Origin of the sequence: Pelosinus fermentans DSM 17108 (genome assembly GCF_000271485.2) — a bacterium.
GTDB lineage: Bacteria > Bacillota > Negativicutes > DSM-13327 > DSM-13327 > Pelosinus > Pelosinus fermentans.
Genome location: NZ_AKVN02000001.1, coordinates 1361191 through 1373785, shown reverse-complemented (window position 1 = coordinate 1373785; position 12595 = coordinate 1361191). Strand labels below are relative to the sequence as shown.

General features: G+C 40.9%; 10 protein-coding genes. 1 reads left to right on the top strand and 9 read right to left on the bottom strand.

Annotation, left to right across the window (positions count from 1 at the left end):
* Positions 1–20: 20 nt before the first annotated feature.
* Together FR7_RS06060 and FR7_RS06055 are read right to left on the bottom strand one after the other, a co-directional pair.
* A complete protein-coding gene (locus FR7_RS06060; RefSeq protein ID WP_007931352.1) occupies positions 21–332 on the bottom strand; it encodes an XdhC family protein in 312 nt (103 codons plus the stop codon).
* On the bottom strand, positions 313–1095 hold the full coding sequence (locus FR7_RS06055; RefSeq protein WP_007931364.1) for an XdhC family protein: 783 nt from the start codon (positions 1093–1095) through the stop codon (positions 313–315). The genes FR7_RS06060 and FR7_RS06055 overlap by 20 nt, the downstream gene beginning before the upstream one ends.
* A gap of 139 nt (positions 1096–1234) precedes the next feature.
* On the opposite strand from FR7_RS06055, the gene FR7_RS06050 reads away from it, so the two are divergent.
* Positions 1235–1687: a hypothetical protein gene (locus tag FR7_RS06050; protein ID WP_017531254.1), complete on the top strand. Its 453-nt coding sequence runs from the start codon at positions 1235–1237 to the stop codon at positions 1685–1687.
* A 238-nt stretch (positions 1688–1925) separates the two neighbouring features.
* On the opposite strand, the gene trsM is transcribed toward FR7_RS06050, so the two are convergent.
* The 7 genes from trsM to FR7_RS06015 form a co-directional block, all read right to left on the bottom strand.
* On the bottom strand, positions 1926–2630 hold the full coding sequence (gene trsM, locus FR7_RS06045; RefSeq protein WP_007931368.1) for a DVU_1556 family methyltransferase: 705 nt from the start codon (positions 2628–2630) through the stop codon (positions 1926–1928).
* A complete protein-coding gene (locus tag FR7_RS06040) occupies positions 2630–2830 on the bottom strand; it encodes a DVU_1557 family redox protein (RefSeq protein ID WP_007931370.1) in 201 nt (66 codons plus the stop codon). The genes trsM and FR7_RS06040 overlap by 1 nt, the downstream gene beginning before the upstream one ends.
* 9 nt (positions 2831–2839) lie before the next feature.
* The gene (locus FR7_RS06035; protein WP_007931391.1) at positions 2840–5176 is read right to left on the bottom strand and encodes a pyridine nucleotide-disulfide oxidoreductase/dicluster-binding protein; all 2337 of its coding nucleotides are present in this window, start codon (positions 5174–5176) and stop codon (positions 2840–2842) included.
* Positions 5177–5288: 112 nt separating this feature from the next.
* Positions 5289–8027, bottom strand: coding sequence for a molybdopterin-dependent aldehyde oxidoreductase (locus FR7_RS06030; protein WP_007931392.1), 2739 nt, complete (start codon positions 8025–8027; stop codon positions 5289–5291).
* Between the two features lie 64 nt (positions 8028–8091).
* Positions 8092–9117: a molybdopterin-binding protein gene (locus tag FR7_RS06025; protein ID WP_007931393.1), complete on the bottom strand. Its 1026-nt coding sequence runs from the start codon at positions 9115–9117 to the stop codon at positions 8092–8094.
* A 430-nt stretch (positions 9118–9547) separates the two neighbouring features.
* A complete protein-coding gene (locus FR7_RS06020) occupies positions 9548–11554 on the bottom strand; it encodes a sigma-54-dependent Fis family transcriptional regulator (protein WP_007931394.1) in 2007 nt (668 codons plus the stop codon).
* A 135-nt stretch (positions 11555–11689) separates the two neighbouring features.
* Positions 11690–12457 (bottom strand): IclR family transcriptional regulator, encoded by a 768-nt coding sequence (locus tag FR7_RS06015; RefSeq protein WP_007931395.1) that lies wholly within the window; start codon positions 12455–12457, stop codon positions 11690–11692.
* Positions 12458–12595 lie beyond the last annotated feature (138 nt).

The window sequence follows — 12595 nt, the reverse complement described above, 5'->3', positions numbered from 1 at the left end:
CTGCGCTTTACTTCTTTTCCTCAGATGATTTGAATAAATACCTCCATGATACCCCCACATACCATTCCCTCGTCTGCAGCCATATCATTTAACATGCTCACTGTATATAAGCTGGAGCAATTTACATCTAGTGCCGTTAACGCTTGGCGCCTGACCTCCCCTTCTGCGCATCCGCCGCCAATGGTTCCATAAGAGGTACCATCTGGTAAAATCAACATTTTACTTCCTGCTTTACGAGGCGTTGATCCACGAGTTTCCACAATAGTGACTAAGACAGCTTTTTCCCCCTTATTCTGCAGTTCGCAAATTCGGTTAAGGATTTCTGAGTCCATAGTCTCCCTCCCTGGGTCCACTTAATGACCGACCAGACCCACCGCCGCGAAAAACTCCAATTACTTCAGCAACAATACTCACGGCTATTTCTACGGGCGTTTCTGCTCGAATGTCAAGACCAATCGGAGCCTTTAGACGCCCTTCAAGGTCCTCTGCTCTTCCTTCCTCCCGCAAAACAGCAAATACTTCTTTTACCCGTTTCTTGCTGCCAATCATCCCCAAATATCGAGCTTTACTACCCATGGTAGCACGCAAACATTCCAGATCATATCTATGCCCGCGGGTTACAATAATCACAGCGGTATCAGTGCTTATGACCAATTTCTTAAAAGCTTGGTGGAAGTTTTCGCAAATGATAGTATGTGCTCCTGGAAATCTGGCCTGATTTGCAAATTCAGGGCGATCATCCACTATTGTCACAATAAAATCCAATTGGATAAGCATTTGGACTAAGGGTTGACTTATATGCCCGCCACCAAATACAATCGCATGGTATTTAGTTGTCATCCTATCCCAAAAAATCCGATACGTTTCTCCTGATTGATCTTCAAGGGAAAGTATCATGGCTTTGCTCCATGGCAGATTTTTCACCGTATCTAATACATGCTGCCTAATCATCCCTTCCAATTGACTTTCTATTCTTCCGTCTTGATGGATGATCAGCATTTTTCCAATGTCATTATTAAGACTGCTAGCAATAACAGTAAAACAGTCAGCGGTTCTGCCACTATTTTGAGCCGAAAGCAGACTACTAAATATCATATAAATCCTCCTTTATTCGGAAGGTTATATCATCCTTTACTGGTAATCTTCATCACATTTATCTTGAAATTACCTTGCGATTCGATTAGCATATAGAATGAGTGCCAATATGTATTTATTTTCTCTGGAGGTTGATACAGTGAATAACAGCAATGATTCCCAATGGAAAGAGAAATTTACTACTTTCTGCAATGATATGCTAAAACAACTAGCTGATCATCATAGGGAAAGTTATGGTGAACTACTAACTCTGCAGCAGGAATTACATACTATATATCTTGATACCACCGCTAAACATCTTGAGCAATGGTCCCAAAAATATGGTTCAGACACTCCCGATGAAAGTAATCTCTTAGATAAAATCGAAGCCGATTCCGTTGTTGTCGAAATCATCGACAATAATACTGGCAGGGTTTTTAGGCGCAGCCTACCAATCAACTATCTTGAAACGGACAATGGCTTACTTTTGACAGGCGAAACAATGGAAGGCAATCCTTCCCAAATCGTTTTTCTTTCAGAAACAGCCATCACCAAAGTAAATGATCTCTTAGGCAAGGGACCAGATATTCCTCGCTGCGGCGATACATCTTAATCTGCCCGGCATATTAAACATCTCAAGTGAGATGTTTATTCTTTTTTTATCTTCGATTGCTCTAAAGGCAGTAACATGCGCTGAGACATTTTACAATTCGGACAAAGGCGCCCTTCACTAGTTTCTGTACATTCCCTGCAATATACGGTAAAACAGCGCACACATTTATAAAGAAGAGTATCTATCAGCTCATTCTTACATCGGGGACATGCTTGAGTATCCAATTTGCACCTCTTTCTCACGAACCTTTTTCCGCTATCAGCAAATAATAGCCTAATCCAGGTATTTTTTTATCCAATTTCTTTTTTCCTGTACATTGCCAGAGTTCTTCTAGTGAGCCATGCTCCATAATAAAACTTGCGACAAATTCTTTTAGAAAAGCAGTCTGATCCTCAAAGACGAGTATATTAAAATCATGCTTCTGTAATATCTGAAAAAGATCACTATGAGTCATGATGCCGGGTATATCACAGTCTCCTTCTCGGATATAAAGATCCGTTATGGCAAGCTTCCCCCCAGAAACAAGAATACGATTGATTTCAGTTAAAACCTTAGAGACATCAGGCATAACCGATAAACTGCACTCAGCCAAGACACCATCAATAGAATGATCGGCAAAAGGCATGTCTGCGCCTGATGATTGAATGAGCTGTAAATCAGCCTTGCGTTCTTTTCCCTGCTGCAATAATGGAGTGGACAAGTCAACACCCAGGGCATGCACTCCTCGTACATCCCGCAGATACTCTACAGTAGTTCCCGTGCCACACCCCATATCAACAACTATAGAACGATGGTCAAAGTTACAGTAATCAACAAGTCTCCGTGTTAATTGTAATCCCCCTGGACGGGCTCCTTCGGCCATGTTAGCAAAAATCTTATTTTCAAATACATTCGAACTACATCCATGCAAATCTGTAGTAAGACGATCACTATGTTGGCCCATCATTTGTCCTCCAGTGCTTTTTCCACCTGGTCCATCTTCCCCTTTGCTAACTCTTCAGGAATATATACCAACCCGCATTGCGGGCATTTATAAAGTTCAACAGGAAACTCATTCCCCAAGTAGGCTAGGGTTACCTTTCCTAATGCAAGAGGAATATCGCAAGTATTACATATAATGATATTCTGAACTTGCTTATCCATAAAGTCACCTCATGATCCTTTTATCTCTAATCTGTGGCTATAGGCATTATGCACTAGGAAGCCATCTTCCTGAGGAGAATACTCTACCCAATACGTTACACTGGCAGGTTTAAAAGATGCAATATAAGAGTTATTTTCCATGTTTTTAAATTTATTACCAGTATGTTCTGCCTGTGAAATCACAGCTATAATATCACTATCAAGAATCATCAACTCTTCCAAGGTCTGCCGTACATTCTCTGAAATGATCAACTTAACGTTGCACTGTTCTTTGTCTGCCAACTCTCCCCACACCTCTTTTTGCAGCGTCCTTTTCAGCCTTGCCCTATTCTCCTGTCGCTCAGAATAGCCGGGACCTTTTTTGCCAGCCACATCTTGCTGCCTTGTTGGAAAAATCAAGTCCAAAAGGTGATAGCTCTGCTTTCCTTTACTGGCAAAATTATCACGGCACATTGCACAGTAAGTAAGAAAATCGTTTTCACTCTGTTGACTGCGCTTTTTTATCATTTTATGGGCAATTTCTTTATTAGCAAACAGCATAAGACCGCCATAACCACAACACTCTGTAAATTCATTACTGTTTTCCAATTCCTCCACTTGGTGGCCAAGTGTATGCAAAATTTTTCGTATACTTTGCTGTAAGGCAGCTTCATGCCTTGTGGTGCAAGCATCATGTACCACCAATTTTAATGACGTATGCGGCTTTTTTCTTTGATCCGGCAGTCCAATTTTATCTAATACTGTCCATATTGACTCAACATCCATAGAAGGCCATTCACGCTTAAAAACACTATAGCAAGTGGGACAGCCTGTGATGACCCTGGGAGAACCCAACTTCCGCCAACTATCTTCAATGGCCTTAATTGTTTCTTTAAATAAATTTTCTTGTCCTGCCCAGTCAGCTGGAACACCGCAACAGCCCAGCATTAAACCCACGCCATCAGTTATTTTTTTGCAAAGGAATTGGTACATGCTTTTTACATGTTCCGGCGAAGAGGCACTGAGCTGGCAACCGGGAAAGAATACGGTACTGCTGGATGCAAAACCTGGTTGATGTCTGCTGAATGCAAACTTCTCACTGGTACTAAACTGCATGTCTCGTAAAGCAAAATCATGGACTCTTGGTGGCATTTTCCCTCTTTTGACCATAATCCGTCTTGCTTCTTGGCAAATTTCTCCCATATTCAAATTTCCCGGGCAAACCTGCTCACATAAACCACATAAATTACAGGCATTAATCATTTTATTAGCATGGTGAACGCCCATCACAATGGATAAATTATTATAAACTTCCCGCACATACCGCTTTGGATAAGCGTGAAAATGAGCCAGATATTCACAAACCTTAACACACTCCAAACACTCACATAATAGGCAGCGCTTCGCCTCCCTTACTGCTTCTTCCGTCGTATAGCCTTTATTGGGATCAGCACTTCGTACCCTCTTTTGCGGTTCTACTCCGGCAATATTTGTGTAAAGTAAAGAAGTAAAAGATCCTTCCTTTTCCCGACTGGCTGTGAGAGAAGCATTTTGTAAGTAACGATCGATTGAATTTGCAGCTATTTTTCCATGAGAGATTGAGGTAATTGGTGACTTACGATCAGGTCCCAAGTAAAGACTGCCCCCAGCAAAAACATTGGGCACGTTCGTTGCCAGCGTTGCAGGATGAATGGCAATCCCTCCACCCACGTCAAGAGCAAGTCCCCAATAATGGGGATTTGTTTCTATGCAGCCTGTTGCTAAATAGACAGCATCAAAAGTTGCACTTATATGATCTAACGATGTCTTTGAGTTCTTATGATTATTCACGATAACATGTAAGTTAATTTCTAATGGCATTCTTTTTAATATGGCAAAATCATCAGCAATATTCTGCCTGGGCAGCTGATGTTCGGGAATGTCCCATATACTCCCGCCTAATAATTTCTTTGCCTCAAAAATCACAACATTATAGCCCTTTTTGCCTAGTTCAACTGCCGCTGTTAAGCCACTTAATCCAGCTCCAATAATTGCGATGGTTTTATCCTTAGGCGGCATTGGTGTGATTTTAAGAATCAATTCATTACTATTATCCACGCAGCTTTTTTCCAGCTCATTCACTGCAATAGACTCATCTATTTCTTGCCGCTTACAGGCCTGCTGACAGGGTTGATCACAAATTTTACTAATGATTCGCGGAAAGGGTACCATTTTATATAATAATTGCACTCCAGCTTTATAGTCCTCTTTTTGAATAGCAGCAACCATGCCTCTTACATCAACATGAACCGGGCAGGCAGCTGTACATCCTGGAGGCTGCTCTTGAACACATTGCTGCTCTCTTTCCTTTAAGACTTTTTGTTCCATACTATCTCCCTTTCCTTCATAATATACGCCAATAAAATTCGTATATTGGAAAGCCTAAAACGAATTGAATTTACGTTTCAATTCGTTTTAGGTTACATTTATATAGAAACTCTTATTTGTCCCTTGTGGATAGTGCTGCCAGTCCGGCTTTTATCTTTTCGGGCAGTGCAGGAATTGCATAAATACGTACACCACATGCATTATAAATGGCATTAAGAATCCCAGGATGAGGAGCACTCAAAGGACCTTCGCCTGCACCTGCTGCACCGTGAGGTCCGTGCTCGCGAGGAGTAATATTATAGATAATTTGAATATCATCTGGTACATCATAAATGAAGGGCAAACCACAATTAACCAGGTTTGTGTGTTTCTTAAGATCTTCGAAGTCTTCTGTAAGAGCAAGACCAATACCTTGCGCTAAACCACCATATATCTGGCCATCACAAGCTGTTTTATTCGTAATCGTTCCCATATCAGCAACAGTGGTAAACTTAACGACTTTAGCCTTCCCGGTCTTCATGTCAACTTCCACTTCAGGCATAAATAGTTCATACATGTAGATGGGGAAAGGTTTTCCTTGACCCGTAACTGGGTCACAGTCAGTACACATCGATGCTGTCCATTTACCATTGTAGTGCAGAGGAAGATTTTCGGCTGCCATTTCATCATAGGAGCGGTAAGTACCGTCCGGCTTACGCATAGCATTTAATAACATTTCACAGGCAACCTTTATCGCGTTACCAGTCATGACGTTGGATCGGCTGCCGCCAGACGGTCCACTGTTAGGAGTAAAGGCAGTGTCATTCATCACAAGCTTGATTTGCTCTGCTTTAATACCAAGAGGACGCAGAGTTTCATGAGCATGGCTTAAGGTTCCGATATCTGCACCTTGCCCATGATCTTGCCAAGAATCTCCGACGGTTATGCCATTCTTTGTCAATTCGACCCAAGCTTCTGAACTATCTGGGCCATCAAGACCACAGCCGTAAATACCAAGAGATAAACCAACGCCACGTTTTTTCTCCGACGTTGAGAGCTCTTTACACCGTTTTTTAGCTTCTTCCCATAAAGGACGGAGAGTATTAATCATGTCTTCAAAACAAAATACTTCAGGCACTTGCCCCGTAGGTGTAGTAGCTCCTGGACGGTAAATATTCTTAAAGCGCAGTTCTAATGGATCTAAGCCAAGTTTTTCTGCCAGTTCATCCATGGCTATTTCAGAGGCTAAAAAGGCTTGGGGCGAACCATATCCACGAAATGCCGATCCCCAGGCATGATTGGTGCAGACGGTACGACCTTTGCCCCGTATCCGGGGTATATCATAACCAGCACCAGTAAATTGAGCTTGACGCAGAGTCAGCAAATCACCGAACTCAGAATAAGGACCGTGATCAATAAACCAGTCCGTTTCCATAGCAAGAAGTTTCCCTGTTTTATCAGCAGCAAGCTTACATTTAACAAAGCCAGGAGAACGTTTACCCGTATACGTAATATTCTGATACATGGTGAAATTAAGGGAAACAGGTTTTCCTGTTGCCATGCAGGCAACACCAAGCAACGCTTCAATGGTCGGGCTGAATTTGTAGCCAAAGGTACCGCCGGCAGGGTTTTGAACAATGCGGCATTTTTCAGGTTCAATACCAATCCCAGCAACAATCATGGCATGATGTAAATGAAGGCCGATACTCTTAGAATGAATGGTCAAACGACCTTCTTCATCAAAATAAGCACATCCGCAATCCGGTTCAAGAGGCAGATGGGGCTGACGACTACAATAGGTATCTACTTCTACAGTTACAACATCTGATTGTTTCATAATAGGCTCTGTATCTTCGCCTTTTATAATACCCTGTTCAAAATAAATATTAGGTACGCCTGGATGTATTTCAATCGCATCCGCAGCCATTGCAGCAGGTGCACTCATGTAAGAGGGCAGAATTTCTAAATCAACTTTAACTTTCTGGGCTGCAGCTTTGGCATGTTCTTCCGTATCAGCACAAATAATTGCGATAGCATCGCCAAACTGGAATACTTTTTCATCGCAAAGAATGGGCCGATCCCAGCCATCCCCTTTATTGGTTGGAAACGTAATCAGACCAGTAATGCGATTTTTGCCTTTAACATCTTTATGAGTAATTACCTTATATACCCCAGGCATATTTTCAGCTTCTGCAGTATCAATACCCATAATATTAGCATGGGATACTTCCGCTTGCACCAAAGCCATTCGCAATGTACCTGGGGGCATTTGCAGCGCAACATCAGCGCCATAATCCCAAGTACCAGTAACTTTACGCAAAGCAGAAGGACGATGATATGTCGTTCCATAAATTTTATTGCCAACAGGTTTATATAGTAAATCTTCTTTGTGCATTTCGCCCCGCATTACCTTAGCTGCTGCCATAACAGCATCTACCAGTGGCTTGTAGCCTGTACATCGACATGCATTACGGTTCTTTTGAAACCACTCACGGACATCTTCTCTCTTCGGAGCCGAGTTAGTGTCCAGCAATACTTTAGCCGATAGAATGAACCCTGGGCTACAGAAACCACATTGGGCACAGCCGTATGCCATCCAAGCTACCTGCAGGGGATGGAGATTCTCTGGTTTGGCCAAACCTTCAATGGTAGTAATGTTTGCTTCATCCGGTACTCTCTTCATCTTGACAATGCAGGAGCGAACTACTTTTCCATCCATGATAATCGAACAAGTTCCGCATTGCCCCTGATTACAGCCCACTTTGCAGCCCGTTAATAAGAGCTGCTCTCGAAGTACACTTGCCAGACTGGTTTCTGGATTTACGATTAAAACTCGCGGTAGTCCATTAACATGCAATACCTTCTTTTGCATTTCCTACTCTCCTTTAAGATTTCATATTATTTCAGAGGAAATATGCCCCTAAAATTTCCCAATCTCAGTTGCCTTTACCAAAAGCACAGTGAGGATATTGACAGGGATCACAATTAGTGCACAAACCACCGTGAGCTAAACGTACAATGTCTTTGCGGTTAAGCTCATCTCCTGCTAGAATGCGAGGAATGATCAAATCAAAAATGGTAGTTTTGCGATACATTACACAACCTGGTAAGCCTAATACTGGAATACTGCCAATGTAGGCCAGCATAAACATAGAACCTGGAAGTACTGGCGCTCCATAAGCAACAACTCGCCCCCCAGCTGAGCGAATTCCTGCCGGGGTTACATCGTCAGGGTCTACTGACATCCCCCCAGTCGTTATGATCATCTCAGCACCATCTTGTATTAATGTTTTGATGGCATTATCAATCATGTCGATAGCATCGTCCACAATGATCTGCCTTAATACCCGGCTACCCAATGCAGTTATTTTTTTATCTAAAACGGGACCAAATTGATCTTGAATACGCCCATGATAAACCTCACTGCCTGTTGTAACAATTCCTACTTTAAGAGGTTTAAGAGGTTTGATTTCCATGACTGGAAAAGATAATCTGCCGATATTTTCCACATTGTTTATTTTATTAGCTTCGATAACCAGCGGCACCACGCGGCAGCCTGCAACTATTTCCCCGACAGAAACTAACTGATGGGAATGAATAGAAGCAACAATCACTTCATTAATATCATTCAATTCTTCCAAGGCATCGAGATTAATTTTTAACATCCCAGGGATTTGCGCTTTTAGTTCCACCTTGCCTTCTATTGGCGCTGTTAAAATAATTCCTGGACCTGCCACGGCTTTAGCAATTCTCATAGCCGCATCATTTTCATGCATAACATTCTGATTTACTTCCCATACATAAAGATGCTCTTTTCCCAATTTTAATAGTTTGGATATATCTTCTTTTTTTACAACATGACCTTTCTTAAATGCTCGCCCAGCTACTTTACCTGGAATAATTTCCGTAATGTCATGACACAATACTGTACCTTCCGCCTCCCACACTGGTATGACTCTCATCTTCTCACTTCCTCATGTATAAGTAGACCCAATCCACAATATCTTTGCGTACGCAGCAAAGCAAAGCGTAAAAAGAAAGACAGCGCTTTGCATTTTTTACCCCTCTGGCAGCACTGTATTCCTTTTTTCACCTGACCCATTGAATAAGGTCATGAACAACTGAGACTTTATCTATTCCAAGTCTCAGCCTTAGTGTTATTTTTATAAATAATGCAAATATTGTGCCAATTATCGTTTTATCAATCACTATTAAAAAACTAAGTTTCATGATGCAGTAAAAACATTGAAATATACGTATCTGGAATGCTAAACTATTTTTTCTTGAGCAATAGGAAAATACCACCTCCAAGATAATTAGAAGATGGTATTCTTACTTGTGTCCTATTTATGTCCCATTTGTGTTAATCAAATGGGACATAAATACATTTTTTTAGTTCTGTATCGCATATAGGTGCATTTTACGATAGAGAGTGTTACGTGAAATCCTTAATTGCCGTGCTACTACACTTACATTACCGCCACACTTGGATAAAAGCACTAAAATTTCTTGACGCTCCGCTTCAGCTAATAATTGCCGTCGCTGTTCCCGTCCAAAATGTTCATTCAATGATGGAAGCATTGATAATTGCGTCTGACTCCGGACTACTTTTTGAGGAGCATACACTTCTATGGGAAGATGCGCTATGGTAATGAGTTCTGACTCTGCTAAGCTCACAGCTCGTTCGACAACGTTCTGAAGCTCGCGCACATTTCCAGGCCAGTCAAATTTCTCTAGACACGTTAAGACGGCTGGGTCAACGTAATATATAATACCCCGATCTTTTGCTATTTTATCTAAAAAATATTTAAACAATAAAGGAATGTCCTTCACGCGATTACGCAAAGGCGGAATCGTAATTGAGATCACATTTAAACGATAATACAAGTCTTGACGAAAGTCTCCCTTTTCTACCGCTTGGGATAAATTTTTATTAGTTGCACAAATTACCCGCACACTGACGGGAATTACTTTATCACTGCCAATACGCATTACTTTTTTTTCCTGTAACACTCTAAGAAGAGCGATTTGCTGTTCCAAAGGCATATCACCAATCTCATCAAGGAATAGCGTCCCCCCTGAAGCCAATTCAAATTTTCCTGGTTTGCCTCCCCGTATCGCTCCCGTAAAGGCACCTTCAGCATAACCGAATAGTTCGCTCCCGATTAGCTCCCGCGGGATTACACCACAATTCACAGCTACAAAAGGTCCATTACGCTGTTCGCTTCGATTATGAATAGCTTGAGCAAAAATTTCCTTACCAGTACCACTTTCACCTTGCAGTAAAATGCTAGATGATGTTACAGCGGCAAGAGAAGACACCCTTATAACCTCTAGTATTTCTAAACTTTCTCCTACAATGTCACTAAATTGTAAGGCTGCGCAATAGCCACTATAACGATTGACTAACTTTTGTATTTGTTTGATGGGACGTAGAATAATAACGCCGCCAATCACTTTTCCTTGCTCATTTGTCAAAGGCTCACCAGAGGCTAAGCAATGAAACATATTCTTTTTAGTATTTACCATAAATTCCATATCTTCATAGGGTTCTTTATTTTTTAACATACGCTGTGTAACAACTGTTTTACTTCCAAATATCCGGTCAATAGACAATCCTAATACTTCCTGCTCTGTTGTATTTAGAATTTCCTGGGCTGCTGGATTTAATTGGCTGACAATACCACTGTCATTTACCATCAATACTCCATCTGACATTGTATTAAATATATTGGTTAACCAGCTGTTGGCATGTGATAACTCTTTATTTTTACGCTGAATGTTAAGCTGTGCCATGATAGCTTCAGCAGCTGCTACCACCATTCCCAAGGTATGTAAATGAGATCGATACGATGCACCTGACATATTCAATATACCGATAATTTTCCCCTGATAATCAAAAATCGGAGCTGCTGAACAAGTCAAACAATGAAGCCTCTGACAATAATGTTCAGCACCTGAGACTTGGATCGGTTCCTTCATTACCAATGAAGTACCAATGGCATTTGTACCTGATTGCTCGCTCCATAGAGCACCTTGAAAAAAATTGCTGGTCATTGCATTATTTAGAGTATCCTCATCTCCAAACATTTCTACAATATAGCCGCGTTCATCGGTTAAAGCAACCACAAAACCCGAACCCTCAACAAATTTATAAAGATTCACCATAAAGGGCTTGGCAATCTTTATAAACTCTTGTTTCTCTAATAACATGGTTGACATTGAAGCATCATCTAATTTCCTATGAGTACTATAATCATAGGGGTTTATACAGGCTTGATAACATCGAACCCATGATGCAACAATTTGCGGACGCGTAGAATATTGTCTCTTATCTCCATTAATAAATCGTTCCCAGCTAGGAAGAGTATCATCTTGATAACTATTATTAATATTCATGGCAACCACCCTCATCAATATTATAGTGATGAATTTCGCCATTATTTTATTGAAACCTGCAATCATAGCAGATACTCTTTCAAAAAAAATCACTTCTTACTGTACAAAGTAAGGAGTGATTTTTTCATTTTATAGTTAGCCCACATAACCTAAAATACGAGAAATCCGCAATGTGCTATCTAATAGTTTATCGACTACTTCTTTTACAATGAAATCCAAGGAGAATCGAGTGGCTATTCCCGAAACGCTAATCGCTGCAACGACTTTTCCTGACTTATCGTAGATGGGAGCACCGATACATCTGCCTTCCATTTCGCTTTCCTGCTGATCCAGAGCATAACCTAACTTGCGAACCACTTCCATCTCCTTGAGATAATCAAGAGGTTTTGTTACTGTATGTTCTGTTCTTTTCTCCATACCTTCCGCCTCGAGAATCTCTAATATCTCAGCATCTTTATGTTTAATCAACAGCGCTTTGCCAAGAGCTGTGCAATGAACAGAATTGGTCGTTCCCAGTTTGGCAACTAAACGGGAAGAATAAGGACTTTCCACCGTATCCACATATAAGACTCTTTTTCCTTGCAAAATGGCTAAATGCACTGTTTCTTTCGTAAATGCATTTAACGATTCTAAGGAAGCTTTAGCTAAATTTTTAATTTCAAAATCCTTTTCTGCCCATTGACTCATCATCAGAAGCTGATATCCAAGCCGGTAATTTCCATTCGTATCGCAAAAAGCATAATTTCTATTTTCCAGGTTATTTAACAAACGATATACAGTCGATTTAGGCAGTCCCGTTTCTTCTGTAATTTTCTTAATACTCATGGGTATCTGACTATTTCCAATCGTTTCTAATATGTCAAATGCCCTGTGCAGTGATTGAACTTCTATCTTGCCAGCCATGTCAATACCCCTTCCTTATCATGCAACAGCAATTATGATTGTATTATTATATCACTTTTTCATAGAATATAGCTAATATAATAAAGAATCGAATCCTAACAAATACAGCTTAGTCAATGAATATACTGATACTTATCT